Genomic DNA, 15452 nt, shown 5'->3' with positions numbered 1-15452 from the left:
CATGTCGCCCAAAAGTGTGCAGCGGTTTTGGGAAAAGGACACGCATAAAACAAAGACCTAAAGCGCGTCGCATGATTCCGATTTAACGCGATGCGCTTTAGTCCTGCAGGCGTCTCTTGAGCCCGTCGATGATCGACTTGGTGAGAAGGTCATAGTTCTCGTCGAAGTGATGATCGCCGGGCAGTTCGACGACTTCGGCGCCACTATCCTTCAGCGCCGGACAGGCGACGTCGTCATCGTCGTCCTTGCCGTAGATGCATTGCACCAGCTTCGGATCGACGTTCTTCAGATCGGCGATGGGATCGCCCCCCGCCCCTTCGGTCTTCTGGCCGAGCCAGCCGAGAACGGAGATGACGTAGTCGACTTGATGCGACAGCGACAGCAGCGACAATTGCGCCACCGCGGCCTTCTCCGCCGGCTTGAGCAGCTGGTAGGTCGCCGGCACGACATCGGCGCCGAACGAGTAGCCGACGAGCAGCACGTGCTTGACCTTCCACTGCTTGCGGTAGAAGTCGATGATCTTCGAAAGATCGCTGGCGGTCTCTTCCGGCTTGCGCTCCGACCAGAAATAATGGAGCGAATCGACACCGACGACGGGAATGCCTTCCTTCTGCAGCGTGCCGCCGACTTCCTTGTCGATGTCGCGCCAGCCGCCGTCACCCGAATAGATCACCGCCATCGTATCGAAGGCGGGCGTCGCCTCCAGCACCGCCAGCGGCAGGCCGAGCGGATTGCCGAAGGCGCCGGACGCGGTGACGAGATCGTCGAGCGTATCGGCAAATACCGTCTGCGCATCGTCGGTGGAATCGCGGATCTCGAGCGCGGAATGGGTCTTCTTCAGCGCTTCGACATGCGCCCGCCCGTCCTTGTCGGCCTTCGGCGTGAAGACGGATACTACAGGATCCGGCAGGGCGCCGTCGCTGAGCCCATACACCGTGCGTTGCCCAACCACTTTCTTGGAAGCCGGTGTGCAAAGCTCCTTGGCAAGGGGAATTCCGGCAAGCGGATCGACGGCGAGCGTCTGGCCGATCGTCGCATCCGGCGTCTGCGCGGCAATCGCCAGCGCCAAGGCCCCGCCTTCGCCGATACCGGCGACGATCGGCAGATGGTAAGCGTTGTTGCCGGTGGCGCGCTGCACCTGCTGGCTCAGCGATTCAATGTCCGAGACCATGTAGACGCAGCCGTCATTGAGGCTGACATCGTACCGGTTGAGAGCCTCGATATAGGAGGGGAAGTCGACGCCGATGACGACGGCGCCCTCGGCCACCAGCCGGTCGGCTTCGCCCTTCTCATAGTCGCCCCAGCCGGCGGCATCCGAGATCAGCATCACCGTGCCCTTGACCTCGCCCTCAGGCAGGAAGATGTGCGGCGACGGGATAAGCCCGGTTTCGAAGCTCTGCGTAGTCTCTTCGGCGGCATTAGCCGGTGCGGCCGCGATCATGCAGGCGCATGCCGTGGCAAGAAGGATTGTCCTGATCATTTTCTCACTACCCCTTTCAATCCGCCCCCGATCAGAAATGTCGCGTCCATCAACGCGATCATCGGATTGCCCCCTCCGGAGACCGCAAGATAGCGCGGTTGCCAGTGCGGATGAAACTTGGATTTGAATGCCCGAAGGCCTTTGAAGTTATAGAACCGCTCGCCATGTTCGAAAACGGTGCTGCCGATGCGGTCCCAGACGGGCGCCGCCTCGCGTTTCGACATGCCGGAGAGAGGCGCCATGCCGAGATTGAAGTGGGTGAAACCCTGGCCGCGCAGATATTCCATGATCTGCACGAAGAGAAAGTCCATCGAACCCTTGGGCGCGTCGGGCGAAAAGCGCATGAGATCGATCGTGCCTTCCTCCCTGGATTCGGTGACGAGAATATTGGCGAAAGCAACGATGCTGCCGTCCTTTTTCAGGATGCCGACCGGTTGCGCTGAGACGTAGTCGGGATCGAAGGAGCCGAGCGAAAAGCCCTTTTCCTTGGCGTTGTGATGTTCGAGCCAGGCCGTGGAAACAGCGGCGAGATCATCGATGATCGCGTGCACGTTCTCGGGCTCGACGACGGCAAATTCCAGCCCGTCGCGCTGGGCGCGGCTCGCCGTCTGGCGAAGGTTTGCCCATTTGCCGCCCTTCATCTCGAAGGTTCTGAGATCTGCCACCGCCAGTTCGCCGAGCTTGAAGGCTCGGAGGCCGGCATCGGCGCAATGGGAAAGCAGTGCCGGCGAGATCTGATAGAAGACCGCGCGGCAGCCCGCCGCACGCGCCGCTTCGACGAAACGCCAGACGAGCTCCTGCACGGCGCGATGATCGCCGACCGGATCGAACAGCGCGATCCATGAGCGGCCCTGCCGGCCATACATCAGGAAAGCGTCTCCCTTTTCGGAAAACATGATGCTCTTGTCGCCCATGCGCACCAGATTGGCGTCGGCATTGCCCTGCCGCATGACGATATCGACGGCACGCACCAGCGCCTCGTCGGTCGCTGGTTCCGGCCGGAAGGTCGCCGGTCGGAGCAGGCTGAAAATAGCGATCGCCGACGAAATGATGGTGATGCCGAGCACGGCGCGTAGGCCCCGCGGCGCTTCGGCAGTGAATTCGAACTGCCACCAGAGCTGGTTGCTGTATTCGACATCACGATAGACGAAAAGCAGGATGACGACGGCGCCGACGACGATGACGGCGATCGCCATCAGCCAGGACGCGGTCAGCGCCTGGTTGAGCAGCGAGGCATGGCGGGTAAAGAGCCGCCGGCTGACGAAGAGCCCGAAGATCAGAAAGGCGAGAAAAGCGGCTTCGACAAGCGCGATCGCTTTCAGGAGCGATAGAGTCAGCGCGGCAAGCGCCGAGAACACCGCCACCCACCAGGCGCCGTCGAGCCGTTGACCGAGGCCGCGCGCGGCGACGACGAGTGCGAGCCCCAGCAGGCTGGAGAGGAAATGCGCCCCTTCGACCATCGGCAACGGCAGATAGTTGGAGAGGAATTCGAGATTCTGGTCTGGCGTCGGCGTCACGCTCGAAAACACCAGCATGACGCCGAGCAGCAGCGCTAAGGCCGAAAGCAGCTGCGGCATCAGCCGCCCGCCGATGCGCCGCATGCTGGAGGCGGCCGGATGATCGACGAAGCGGCGCAGCTCCGCCGCCGAGACGGCAAGCACGGCGAGCAAAAGCGGCAGCACGTGATAGATGAGCCGGTAGAGCACCAGCGACCCGAGCACGGCATCGATGTTCACCGCGCTGCCGAGCGAAGCGATGATGACGGTCTCGAACACGCCCAATCCGGCCGGGACGTGGCTCAGCACGCCGATGCCGACGGCGATCGCATAGACCGCAAGGAAGACTGGCCAGCCGATCGCCGTCTGCGGCAGCAACACGTAGAGCACCGAAGCCGAAGCGGCGATATCGAAGGCGGTGACGAGAAACTGGCGCGACCAGGTGCGCGAATCCGGCAGGCGGATTGCCACAGGGCCAAGTTCGAGCACGCGCCCCTCGCGGCCGATGATCATCACTGCGCCCAGAATGGCGACGATCGAACCGGCGATCAACCGCAGAAGGAAGGCGCTGACACCGATGAGCGGGCCGATCTCATCGGCGATGACGATGAGGGCGATTGCCGCCACGCCCGCAAGCCCGAGACCGAAGGAGAGCGTGACGAAAGCGATGACGCGGCCGATATCCTCAGGCGAAAGGCCGAGGCGCGTATAGGCACGGTAGCGGATCGCGCCGCCCGAAAGCGCACCGAAACCGGCGGTATTGCCGACCGCATAGGCGCTGAACGCCGTCAGCGCCACGTGCGGAAAGGGCAGCTTCTTGCCGATGTAGTCGATCGCGTTGAGATCGTAGAAAACCAGCGAGAGGAAACTGAGCGCCGTGAAGAACAGCGCAAGCAGAATTGCACTTGGTCTGGTCGCCGCCAGCGCATCGACGACATCGTCATAGCGCACCTCGTTGGTGAGCTGCATGATCGCGTAGCCGACGAGGCAGAAGACCACCAGTGTCGCGACTGCCGTCAGCGGCGTCCTGTAACGTCTGAAAAGCCCGCGGAAAGAAAAACCTTCCGTCTCTTCCATTTCTTCCAATTTGCCGTGACCCGACATCTCTTACCTGCGTGCAATTTCCAGCCTGGCGGGGGAATCATTTCCGAAAGACGTAACACGAGAGGCATATAAGCTCTATGAAGCCATGCCCGACGCTACCCCAGCCCGCCGCCTGCGCCTCAATCATCTCCAATTGGGGCGAATTTGCGCAGGCGGGCTTAACGTCGCATTGCATTTTCGTAAGCTTGCGAATGCCTTGCCGCCATGACGGAGATTAAATGCGTGGGGACCGGCATGGGGAATGCGCCGGCCCTCATGCGGCCGGCTCACCGCCGGCCCGAGCATGGGCGGCATAACGCGCGACTGCAGCATCCACATCCGCGTCGCGATCGCCTGCCACCTGCACCGTCGGCACGGCGAATTCGATGCCGTTTTCCTTGAAGGCATTGCGGATCATCGCCAGCGCATTGCGGCGGATAACGAATTGCTCACCTGGCTTCGTCATCATCGACAGGCGGATCTCGATCGCGAATTCGCCGAATTGCTCCACGCCCTTCATCTTCAGCGTCTCGATGATATGCGGGCCGAATTCCGGATTTTCGAGCAGCGTCTGGCCGATCTGCTTGATCACCTTCTTCGCCTTGACCAGATCGGTGTCGTATTTGACGTTGAGGCTGATCTTGTCGATCGTCCAGTCGCGATTGAGGTTCTTCACCGCGCCGAGTTCGCCGAAGGGCACCGTCGTCAGCGGCCCGCGATGGTGTCTCAGCTTCACCGAGCGCAGACTGAAGGCTTCGACCACCCCCTTGTGGCTGCCGCTTTCGATATATTCGCCGACGCGGAAGGCATCGTCCCAGAGATAAAACATGCCGCTGATGACGTCCTTGACGATCGTCTGCGCGCCGAAGCCGACCGCGACGCCGACGACGCCGGCACCGGCGATCAGCGGGCCGATTTCGATCCCGAGGCCCGAAAGCACCATCAGGACGGCGATGACGGTGATCACGACGGCCAAGATGTTGCGGAAGATCGGCAACAGCGTCTGTATCCGCGCGCGTTTGGCCTTCTCCTCGTCCGTCGCGGTGCCATCCAACGGTGAATCCAGCAGCTTGCCGTCGATATAGGCTTTGACGACGTGCCAGAGCAGATCGGCCGCCAACAGGATGACGATACCGCCGATAACGCCGCGAGCGATCTTGTCGACCATCGTGTCGCCGGCAGCCATCGTGTCGGCGCCGACGCCAAGCATCCGCCCGAGCCAGACGGCAGCAAAGGCGATGATCAGCGCCCGCACGCCGCGGTCGAGCAGCACCGTCGCAATGCGGCGCGTGGCAAGGAAGCCCGCTTCGGTCTGCTGCAGCGATTTCACCGCGAGCGACGAGACGGCGAGCACGCGCGGCAGCAGCAGCACGTAGATGCCGAGCCAGAGCAGCCAATTGAAGCCTGCGACCCAAAGGCTCCAGAGCAGCAGGAAATAGACCGTGAGCGCCCAGGAGATCCCGTGACCTCGCCTCTCGTCCTTGTCAGGCCGCGACCAGACCGCCTCGATCGCGATCAGCAACAGGCCGATGCCGAGGAAGTAGCCGACGAGAAGCCGGACGCTCGGGGAATAGCCGAGCGGCTCCATCGACTGGATCACCGCCCAGCCGAACACGAAATAGATGAGGAAGGTTGCGCAACGGCGATACCAGAAGAGTGCGACGGCATGCCCCGGCATGGTCGGCGCGGGGATGCCCTGCCGTTCTTCCTCGGCCCGCGCCAGTCCGATGAGATCGACCAGCACACCACCGAGGCAGATCGTAAAGCGCTGGACGATGAGTGCAACGACACAGACAATCGCAATGCTCTGGCTGAACGGTGGCCAGCCGAGGCTGAGAAGCGTGAGCACCGTTGCTGCTGCAAAGATCAACGCCGGGATGACGCGCGGCGCCAGATGCATGCCCGCCATGTGCTGGAGCCGATAGCGGCGGCGGCGGAAGGCATAACGGGCAATGCTTTCGACGATCCCGCCGAGCAGGAAAATCCCCAGGAACTGCGCCACCATGCGTGTCCAGCCGTTGGCTGCGATTTCACCCATGAGCAGCGAGGACGCATTGCCGATCTGCGAGGGCAGCGTCATCGCCGCATCGGAGACCATCGAGACATGCCGGCGGGCATGCTGCAGCAGGCCCGACAGGACCGACATCTGGTTTTCAGTCGCTGCGTTTCCCGCGGGCGTCGCCGCCATCTGCGTCGACATCCATTGCTTGACCTCGGGCGTCTGCATGAGCTGCATCATCTCACGCACCTGCGCCGGCGGAGTGGTCGTGACTGGCGCTTGCGCGGGTGGCGTCTGGGCAAAGCCCGGTAAAACCGCCCCCAAAAGCGCAATGAAAGCCAGCACACCCGATATGGCGGCCTTCAAGCCCCCTGCCCTGCCACGCGCCATGACCGCCTCCAATGGAGTGCCGGCCGCTTGGACGAAGCAGCCTCGACATTTCCCCTTTCAGCAATGGATACTCGCGACCGTTGCCGCCAGCAAGCCGTAGGCAAACCATACCGATGGCTAGTGCATGCCGCCGGAAAATGCGCCGCGGCCGATTTCGCCGCCCCCCGGGCCGGGCCGCTAAGCCCTGACATCAGAATGACGGCGTTGTTCGAAACGACTGGGGGAGCCGCCTGCCTTCAGGATTTCGGAGCCGGCTTTTCCACATGGCCGCCGAAGCCCGCGCGCATCGCCGACAGCACCTTGTTGGCGAACTCGTCATTGTCGCGCGAGGAGAAGCGGCCGTAGAGCGCAGCGCTCAGTACCGGCGTCGGCACGCTTTCGTCGATTGCCGCCATGATCGTCCAGCGGCCTTCGCCGCTGTCGGAGACGCGGCCCGCATATTTCGACAGCGCCGGATCGGCATGCAGCGCATCGGCGGTGAGATCGAGCAGCCAGGAAGTAATGACGCTGCCACGGCGCCAGACTTCCGAGACATCCTGCAGATTGAAGTCATATTGGAAATGTTCAGGATGGGCGAGCGGCGCAGTTTCCGCATCGGCCACATGCGAGGCGGCCCCGATATTGGCATGTTTCAGAATGTTAAGGCCTTCGGCATAGGCAGCCATCAGGCCGTATTCGATGCCGTTGTGAACCATCTTGACGAAATGGCCGGCGCCGTGCGGACCGCAATGCAGGTAGCCCTGCTCCGCGGTGCTGGCCGCAGCCGCTTCGATGCTGCGGTTCGGCGAGGCTTCCGTCGTGCCGGCGCCGGGTGCGAGCGTCGCAAAGATCGGGGAAAGGTGCTGGACGGTGCCCTTCTCGCCACCGATCATCAGGCAGTAGCCGCGTTCCAGGCCGAAGACGCCGCCGCTGGTGCCGACGTCGACATAATGGATGCCCTTGGTGATGAGTTCGGCGCCGCGGCGGATGTCGTCGTGATAGTAGGAATTGCCGCCGTCGATGACGATATCGCCATTCTGCAAAAGCGGCACCAGGCTCGCCAGCACCTTGTCGACGATCGCCGCCGGCAGCATTAGCCAGATCGCTCTGGGATGGGTGAGCTTCGAGACGAATTCTTCCAGCGAGGCGCTACCGGTCGCGCCGAGGTCCGCGAGCTCGGCAACGCTTTCCGGCCTGGCATCATAGACGACGCATTCGTGGCCGCCCCGCATCAACCGCTGGACCATGTAGTTGCCCATGCGGCCCAAACCAACCATACCAAGCTGCATAATGAATCTCCCGGAATGAGATGAAGTATCGACTCCGGAAATTAGCACCAGCAGTGTGACAGGCAAGCGAAGTCTCGCGATGCGTCGCCGACCTCCTCAAGGCCGGCCGGCCTGTCAAACATCCGGCGCGCTCGCCGGCTCACCCTTCATTTCGCTGAGATACATGCCCTCGCGCAGGTTGATGCCGTATTCGACGAAGGCTTTCATGCTGCAAAGCATCTGCGTCCAGCCCTCGCAATTGAGATAGGTGCCGCGCCGGCCGGCCTCGTCTTCGTGCCAGCCATTCTCGGCGATCGTCACCAGCGTGCCGCCATCCTCCAGCGGTTTGAAGTTCATTTCGACCAGCGTCTTGTACCTGGTCTTGTCTTCAGCGGTGCCGCCGTCCCAGCGCAGCACGATGCGGCTTTCCGGTACGAGTTCGACCACCTCGACCGCCGCATCCTTCCACCAGGTCACCGTCGTGCCCTGGACGAGCGGCGCACTTGCCCCGCCGATCGTGGTGAAATAGCCGCTGAGCTTCTTCGGGTTGACGACGGCATCGAATACGTCGGCGACGGGACGGCCGATGCGGCCGGAAACGCGGATTCCGAGAGACATGATACTTCTCCTCTTCTCCATTGCACGTGACATCATTATGTTATAAATATATAACATGTCAAGCGAATCAAAAGACGACCCCGTTTTCAAGGCGCTGGCCCATCACCGCCGTCGCGAAATCCTCGATCTCCTGAAGGACGGCCCCCGCACGACAGGTGCACTCTGCGAGACGTTTCCCAAGATGGACCGCTGCACGGTGATGCAGCATCTGAAAGTGCTGGAGGAAGCCGACCTGGTCATCGCCAGGAAGGAAGGCCGCGAACGCTGGAACCACCTGAACAGCCTGCCGATCAAGCATATCTACGACCGCTGGATCAGCGCCTATGCCGGCCATGCGCTCTCGATCCTCGACCGATTGAGAAGTGATTTGGAAAGCCAGCCGGAATAACGGAGCAACTTGTCTCCCGGCTCGCTGAAAGCGTAAGCTGTCGGAAAATATGGGGCGCAGGACAGATGACGATATCGGGAACTGGCATACGCCGTATGCGGGTGTTGCGCAGCATGAAGCAGCAGCATCTCGCCGAACTCCTTGGCGTCAACCAGGCGACCGTTTCGCGTTGGGAACGCGGTCAGCTCGCCGTCTCGCCCGAGCAGGCCGTCAGGCTGGACCGGATTTTCGTTTCGCCGTGGCATGTCTCGGCCGATGCGGCACTGAAGCGGCTGGTCGAGGATTCCATCCGGCCGGTGCATCTGATCTGCGATGTTACCCACCGGCTGCTGTCCGCTTCCCGCTCGCGCCAGGCGGAATGGCGTGCACCGCTCGCCGCCTTTCTCGGCCGCTCGCTTTTCTCTTACGCATCCGCTGAAATCGCCGCCAACGAACAGTCTCTGGAGGAGCGTGGCTGGCATGAAGGCAGGCTCCTGTCGCTGACGTTTGAAACCGGCGCCAACCACAATGCATTGATGCCGATCATAGCCGGCCGGGTGACGTGGGACCGGATCACGCTTTCCGACGGCAGCGCCGGCCGCCTCGTCACGACAATCGACTGAGCCTGCAGCTTTCCTGCATTCCCATGCATAATTTATGCGTTGTCCCCAGACGCCGGTCTTTATAGCGTCCGCCGCCGAAGGGTCAGGAGAGGATGCGATGACGATACTGGTGACGGGAAGTGCCGGCCATCTGGGAGAGGCGCTGATGCGCACTCTGAGGGCGGAAGGCCGGTGGGCGCGCGGCATCGATATCAAGCCTTCGGCATTTACCGACATGGTTGGCTCGATCGGTGACCGCGCCTTCGTCAGACAGGCCATGTCTGGCGTCCGCCATGTCATCCACGCAGCCACGCTGCACAAGCCGCACATGGCGACCCACGGCAATCGCGATTTCCTCGACACCAATGTCGGCGGCACGCTGAATCTGTTCGAAGAGGCCGCCGCCTCCGGTGTTTCAAGCTTCGTCTTCACCAGCACTACCAGCGCCTTCGGCGCCGCATTGACGCCGGCCGCCGGCGAACCGGCGGCGTGGGTCACCGAGGACGTGCTTCCTGTCGCAAGGAATATCTACGGCGTGACGAAGCTCGCCGCCGAAGGCGTCTGCGAACTCTTCGCCCGCAAATCCCGCCTGCCCGTTGTCGTTCTCCGGACCTCGCGCTTCTTTCCGGAAACCGACGACGATCCTGATATTCGAAACCGCTATTCGGCGGACAATGCCCAGGCCAACGAGCTGCTCCATCGCCGCGTCGACATCAGTGATGTGGTCGCTGCGCATCTTCTGGCGCTCGAAAGAGCGCCGGCAATCGGCTTCGGCCGCTACATCGTCTCCGCCACGACACCGTTTTCGTCAGGCGATCTCGCCGAACTCAGGAACGACGCGCCTGTTGTCGTCGAGCGGCTCTTTCCCGGCGCGGGCGCTCTCTATGCCGAACACGGCTGGAAAATGTTTCCGACACTCGATCGCGTCTATGTCAACGAACGCGCAAGGCGGGAACTCGGCTGGCAGCCGCAATATGATTTCCGCTTCCTGCTCGATTGCCTGCGCGACCGCAGGGAATGGCGAAGCCCGCTGGCGCTCGATGTCGGCTCCAAGGGTTATCACGACGAGGTCTTTGTCGAAGGGCCCTATCCGGTCGGCTAGAGCTGTCACGCAAAAGCTTGCGAACAACCGACACAGGGCGAGGGCGGAAATCAGCCTCTCAAAAGCGTCATCCAGATATCACGATCCCGCCTTAGACCGTTGGCCGGGCATATGGGACGAAATCCGGGGGCGTATTCTGCCCTCAGGAAATCCAATCCAAAGCCGGATTCATTTGAAGCGGTGTCGAGCTTGCAGGTGGGCACCGTTGCAGGAACGCTTTTTGACCGAGAGGCTATTTCATGAAGAACGTCAGACCATATGCATCGCGGCTGTTCGCTGCGGTTCTCGCCGCATCCGCCGCCATTCCGGCCGTCGCCAGCGCTGAGAATTCCGCCACCGTCGACAGCCTCACCTTCGTCAACAAGGGTCTGGTCGGCGTTGGCCGCATTCCGGCCAACCAGCGCGACAAATTCGGTGAAACCTTCGGCTCCGGCTCCGGCATGGCCATCGATCCCGCCGCCTGGAGCCGTGACGGCGCCAGCTACAAGGGCACGCTCTACCTGCTGCCCGACCGCGGTTACAACGTCGCCGGCACCGTCGATTACCGGCCTCGCCTGAACACCATCTCAATCGGCCTGACCCCGACCGCACCGGGTGCTGCACCCCAAGCCGGCAAGGAACAATCGGGCGTCGATGCAAAACTTACCGATTCCCTGCTCTTCATTGACGACAAGGGCGGCGACATGACTGGTCTCGACCCGGAATCCGGCATCCGCCCGGCTGCCGGCAACTTCCCGCCACTGCCGCAGGCGGTAAACGGCAAGATCGCCCTCGACAACGAGGCGATCGTTCGGTTGGCCGACGGCACCATGTTCGTCAGCGACGAATACGGCCCCTATATCTATCGCTTCTCGGCCGATGGCCATCTGCTCTCGGCCACCCAGCCACCGAAGGCGCTTTTGCCGATGCGCAAAGGCGCGCTGAGTTTTGCCTCCAACAATCCCGGCCCCGGCGCCTCTGCTCCCGATCCGAAAGACCCGGAAACCGGCCGCCAGAACAATCAGGGCCTCGAAGGCATGGCTTTGACGCCTGATGGTAAGTTCATCATCGCAGTGCTGCAGTCGGCGGCCCGCCAGGACGGCGGCGATTCCAGCTCGACCCGCCAGAACACCCGCGCCATGGTCTATGACGCCGCCGATCCTGATCACCTGAAGCTGGTGCACGAATATGTCGTGCCGCTGCCGGTCTTCAAGGATGCCAAGGACAAGACGACAATCGCCGCAGAGAGCGAAATCGTCGCCCTCTCCGACAAGACCTTCCTGATGCTCTCCCGCGACAGCGGCAACGGCCAGGGCGTGAAAGGCGATACCTCGCTTTACCGCAAGATCAACGTCGTCGATCTTTCCGCCGCGACGGACATCGCTGGCAGCGATTTCGACGCCGGCAAGCCGATCGCGCCGAAGGGCGCCATCGATCCCTCACTGACGCCGGCAACGCTGACACCACTCATCGACCTCAACGACAAGGCCGAGCTTGCCCGTTTCGGCCTGCACAACGGCGCACCGAACGACAAGAACAATCTGTCGGAAAAATGGGAAGCCATGGGTCTCGCCAGCGTTCTCGACCCGAACCTGCCGGACGACTACTTCCTGTTCGTCGCCAACGACAACGACTTCCTGACGCAGGATGGTTTCCAGGTGGGCGCTGCCTACAAGGCAGACGGTGGCGCCGACGTCGACACCATGTTCCAGGTCTTCCAGGTCACTCTTCCGGGCCTGAAGAAGTAGCAGACGCTTTGAAAAGGGCGGACGCGCAAGCAGCGTTCGCCCGCCACATCAGGCGTCCTTGCAGACGAGAAAAGGGAAGGGTGCGATCCACGACCACCGGTGGATGTTTACGATCCTGGGTGCCTACAAACGTAGGTGGGCGCCGTGTGTCCAGGCCCACGGGCCTGGCCAGGGACAGCTCCCTTTGGATCGAGTATGGCCCCAGGGATTGTGGTTCCTGTCGAGAGGCGCAGACCGCAGGCCGATATATAAGGTCGTTTGCGCTGACGCGCCAGTGGCGACGGCAGGCCGTCGTTATTTTATTGAGATCAGTTGAGTTCCGGCGCGGCGCGACCGTTCAGCTTGTCGGTGATGCCGCGGATTCGGCTGGAAACCTCGCTAAGCGCGGCCGCGAGGTTTTCCTCGGTGCGTGCAGTCGCGGCAAGCACCGTATCGCGATTGCCGCGCAGCGACTCGAGCTCGGATTCCAATCCGGCGATGCGGCGCGTCAGCTCCGAAATTTCATCCATGATCATGATGCCGGCCATGACGGTGATCCTGAGATCGCCGATTTCACCGAACTGACCCTTGAGATGGCCGACATAGTGGTCGAAGCGAGTGGCGAGATCGGTCAGATGCTCTTCCTGACCTTCCTCGCAGGCCATGCGATAGGCCTTGCCGTCGATCGTTACCGTCACCTGCGCCATGTCACAATCTTTCTATCAGCGATCCAGAACTGCGCGGATCGTTTCCATGGCCGTCACCAGCCGCCGCGATACCTCGCGGTTGACCTCCTCCAGCCGGTTGGCCCGGAATTCGGCCTGGTCGAGTTCCTGCGCCAGTCGGGAACGATCGGCATGCACGCGCCGAACCTCGCCCTCGATCTCGCCCTGCTCGCGCTGCCGCTCGATGCGCATGTCGACGGCGTTTTCGAGGCTCGAAATCGCCTGTCTCAGCTCGTTGAGCGCTGCTTCCATGGTTTTGCCCGTGGGCGTCATGCCGTTTCGATTCCCGTGCAGGACCCGCGAATCGGCCCTCTGCGCCGATCCTGTGATTTCAAGAGGATATGCAGCTAGCCGACGGCCCGTCAATAAATCCCGTCATCTGGCCGCCGGCCTATCCTGTGGATGAATGCTTTGCACATGTCCGTGACGCAAGATTTGTCTTTTGTACAATCGCGCGATCAAATGTCAAAAATCACCGCGAGCAGCCCGGATTCGGCCCGCCATTTATTGACTTGCCGGCACCAACTGCTATGTCTCAGCCGCTTTCACTCGATGGTCTTGGAGGCTCGAGGCCATCCCCCGACACCCGGAGCTTGCAGAAAAGCCATGACCTCTTTCCAACAGAACGACCGGATGGCGAATGCGATCCGCTTCCTCGCCATGGATGCCGTTGAAAAGGCGAATTCCGGCCACCCTGGCATGCCAATGGGCATGGCCGACGTGGCAACGGTCCTTTTCACCAAATATCTGCGCTTCGACCCCAAGAAGCCGCATTGGCCGAACCGCGACCGCTTCGTTCTTTCCGCCGGCCACGGCTCGATGCTGCTCTATTCGCTGCTTTACTTGACCGGCTACCCCGACATGACGGTCGAGGATCTGAAGCAGTTCCGCCAGCTCGGTTCGAAGACCGCCGGCCATCCGGAATACGGTCATGCCACAGGCATTGAAACCACCACGGGGCCGCTCGGCCAGGGCATCGCAAACGGCGTCGGCATGGCGATCGCTGAGCGCAAGCTGCGCGAGGAATTCGGTCCGGAACTGCAGGATCACTACACTTACGTCATCAATGGCGACGGCTGCCTGATGGAAGGCATCAGCCATGAGGCGATCGCGCTTGCCGGCCACCTGAAGCTGAACAAGCTGATCCTCTTCTGGGACAACAACTCGATCACCATCGACGGCGCCGTCTCCCTGTCTGACTCGACCGACCAGATCGCCCGCTTCAAGGCGGTTCACTGGAACACGATCGAGATCGATGGTCACGACCAGGCCGCCATCGCCGACGCGATCGAAGCCGCCCACAAGTCCGACCGCCCGACCTTCATCGCCTGCAAGACGGTGATCGGCTTCGGCGCTCCGAACAAGCAGGGCTCCCACAAGGTACACGGCAACCCGCTCGGCGCTGAAGAAATCGCCGCCACCCGCAAGGCGCTGAACTGGGATTACGAGCCCTTCGTCATCCCCTCCGACCTTCTCGAGGAATGGCGGGCGGCCGGCACTCGCTCCGACAATATCGTCAAGGCATGGGAAGAGACGCTTTCCAAGTCCCCGGCCAAGGCCGAGTTCACCCGCCGTTTCGCCGGAGACCTGCCTGAAGGCTTCGACAAGGCGATCGACGACTACAAGAAGAAGCTCGCCGAGACCAAGCCGACGATCGCCTCCCGCAAGGCATCCGAAGACGCGCTTGAAGTCATTAACGGCTTCGTGCCGGAAACGCTCGGTGGCTCCGCCGACCTGACGCCGTCGAACAATACCAAGACCAGCCAGATGCATTCGATCACGCCGACAGATTTCGCCGGTCGTTACATGCACTGGGGCATCCGCGAGCACGGCATGGCCTCGGCCATGAACGGCATTGCGTTGCACGGTGGCCTTATTCCTTACGGCGGCGGCTTCCTGATCTTCTCCGATTATTGCCGTCCGCCGATCCGCCTCGCCGCGCTTATGGGCATCCGTGTCATCCACGTGCTGACCCATGACTCGATCGGCGTCGGCGAGGACGGCCCGACTCACCAGCCGGTCGAACAGATCGCCGGCCTGCGTGCGGTGCCGAACCTGCGCGTCTTCCGCCCGGCCGACGCAGTCGAAACCGCGGAATGCTGGCAGATCGCCATGAAGAGCAAGGATCATCCGTCCGCTCTGGCTCTCACCCGTCAGAACCTGACGACCGTCCGCACCGAGTACAATGAGAAGAACCTCTGCGAACTCGGCGCCTATACGCTCGCAGGCAATGCCGACGCCAAGGTCACGATCTTCGCGTCTGGTTCGGAAGTGGAAGTAGCCGTTGCCGCGCGCGCAACGCTGGAAGGCAAGGGTGTCAGCACCCGTGTCGTATCCGTTCCCTGCACGGAGTTCTTCTTCGATCAGCCGGAAGCCTATCGCAAGGAAGTCCTCGGCAACTCGCCGGTGAAGATTGCCGTCGAAGCCGCCGTCCGCGAAGGCTGGGATGCCTTCATCGGTCCGGAAGGCAGCTTTGTCGGCATGAAGGGCTTCGGCGCTTCCGGCCCTGCGAAGGACGTCTTCAAGCATTTCGGCATCACCGCCGACGCCGTCGTTGCGGCCGCTGAAGCAAAGCTTTAATGAGAGCGCCTTGAGGCGCTCTCCATCTCCTCAATTCCAGGCCCGCTTTATCGGGGC

The 15452-nt window shown here is 62.1% G+C and carries 12 protein-coding genes and 1 other RNA gene; 5 read left to right on the top strand and 8 right to left on the bottom strand.

Annotation, left to right across the window (positions count from 1 at the left end):
- Nucleotides 1-97 precede the first annotated feature (97 nt).
- From EFQ99_RS20940 to EFQ99_RS20920, 5 genes are all read right to left on the bottom strand, one after another.
- A complete protein-coding gene (locus EFQ99_RS20940) occupies nt 98-1480 on the bottom strand; it encodes a virulence factor family protein (protein WP_126923131.1) in 1383 nt (460 codons plus the stop codon).
- Nucleotides 1477-4080 (bottom strand): bifunctional lysylphosphatidylglycerol flippase/synthetase MprF, encoded by a 2604-nt coding sequence (mprF, locus tag EFQ99_RS20935; protein ID WP_126923130.1) that lies wholly within the window; start codon nt 4078-4080, stop codon nt 1477-1479. Before mprF ends, EFQ99_RS20940 begins: the two co-directional genes overlap by 4 nt.
- Before the next feature lie 253 nt (nt 4081-4333).
- The gene (locus tag EFQ99_RS20930) at nt 4334-6448 is read right to left on the bottom strand and encodes a mechanosensitive ion channel family protein (protein WP_126923129.1); all 2115 of its coding nucleotides are present in this window, start codon (nt 6446-6448) and stop codon (nt 4334-4336) included.
- 236 nt (nt 6449-6684) lie between these two features.
- Complete coding sequence (gene gnd / locus EFQ99_RS20925; protein ID WP_126923128.1) at nt 6685-7716, bottom strand: phosphogluconate dehydrogenase (NAD(+)-dependent, decarboxylating); 1032 nt, start codon at nt 7714-7716, stop codon at nt 6685-6687.
- A gap of 114 nt (nt 7717-7830) precedes the next feature.
- Nucleotides 7831-8313 (bottom strand): SRPBCC domain-containing protein, encoded by a 483-nt coding sequence (locus EFQ99_RS20920; RefSeq protein WP_126923127.1) that lies wholly within the window; start codon nt 8311-8313, stop codon nt 7831-7833.
- 55 nt (nt 8314-8368) lie between these two features.
- Here EFQ99_RS20920 and EFQ99_RS20915 point away from each other — a divergent pair, with 55 nt between their 5' ends.
- The 4 genes from EFQ99_RS20915 to EFQ99_RS20900 all read left to right on the top strand — a co-directional run bounded on the left by EFQ99_RS20915 (nt 8369) and on the right by EFQ99_RS20900 (nt 12111).
- Nucleotides 8369-8701, top strand: coding sequence for an ArsR/SmtB family transcription factor (locus EFQ99_RS20915; RefSeq protein ID WP_126923126.1), 333 nt, complete (start codon nt 8369-8371; stop codon nt 8699-8701).
- A gap of 65 nt (nt 8702-8766) precedes the next feature.
- Nucleotides 8767-9303, top strand: coding sequence for a helix-turn-helix transcriptional regulator (locus tag EFQ99_RS20910; protein WP_126923125.1), 537 nt, complete (start codon nt 8767-8769; stop codon nt 9301-9303).
- A 97-nt stretch (nt 9304-9400) separates the two neighbouring features.
- On the top strand, nt 9401-10384 hold the full coding sequence (locus EFQ99_RS20905) for an NAD-dependent epimerase/dehydratase family protein (RefSeq protein WP_126923124.1): 984 nt from the start codon (nt 9401-9403) through the stop codon (nt 10382-10384).
- A 239-nt stretch (nt 10385-10623) separates the two neighbouring features.
- Nucleotides 10624-12111: an esterase-like activity of phytase family protein gene (locus tag EFQ99_RS20900; protein WP_126923123.1), complete on the top strand. Its 1488-nt coding sequence runs from the start codon at nt 10624-10626 to the stop codon at nt 12109-12111.
- 80 nt (nt 12112-12191) lie between these two features.
- Here EFQ99_RS20900 and ssrS read toward each other — a convergent pair.
- From ssrS to EFQ99_RS20885, 3 genes are all read right to left on the bottom strand, one after another.
- Nucleotides 12192-12350, bottom strand: a non-coding RNA gene (ssrS, locus tag EFQ99_RS20895) — 6S RNA.
- A gap of 69 nt (nt 12351-12419) precedes the next feature.
- The gene (locus tag EFQ99_RS20890) at nt 12420-12797 is read right to left on the bottom strand and encodes a cell division protein ZapA (RefSeq protein WP_126923122.1); all 378 of its coding nucleotides are present in this window, start codon (nt 12795-12797) and stop codon (nt 12420-12422) included.
- A gap of 15 nt (nt 12798-12812) precedes the next feature.
- Nucleotides 12813-13088: a DUF4164 domain-containing protein gene (locus EFQ99_RS20885; RefSeq protein WP_004673381.1), complete on the bottom strand. Its 276-nt coding sequence runs from the start codon at nt 13086-13088 to the stop codon at nt 12813-12815.
- 333 nt (nt 13089-13421) lie between these two features.
- On the opposite strand from EFQ99_RS20885, the gene tkt reads away from it, so the two are divergent.
- Complete coding sequence (gene tkt, locus EFQ99_RS20880) at nt 13422-15395, top strand: transketolase (RefSeq protein ID WP_126923121.1); 1974 nt, start codon at nt 13422-13424, stop codon at nt 15393-15395.
- Nucleotides 15396-15452: the final 57 nt, after the last annotated feature.

Origin of the sequence: Rhizobium vallis, assembly GCF_003985155.1 — a bacterium.
In the GTDB taxonomy this organism is placed as follows: Bacteria; Pseudomonadota; Alphaproteobacteria; order Rhizobiales; family Rhizobiaceae; genus Rhizobium; species Rhizobium vallis.
This window is presented reverse-complemented; position numbering and strand designations above follow the sequence as displayed.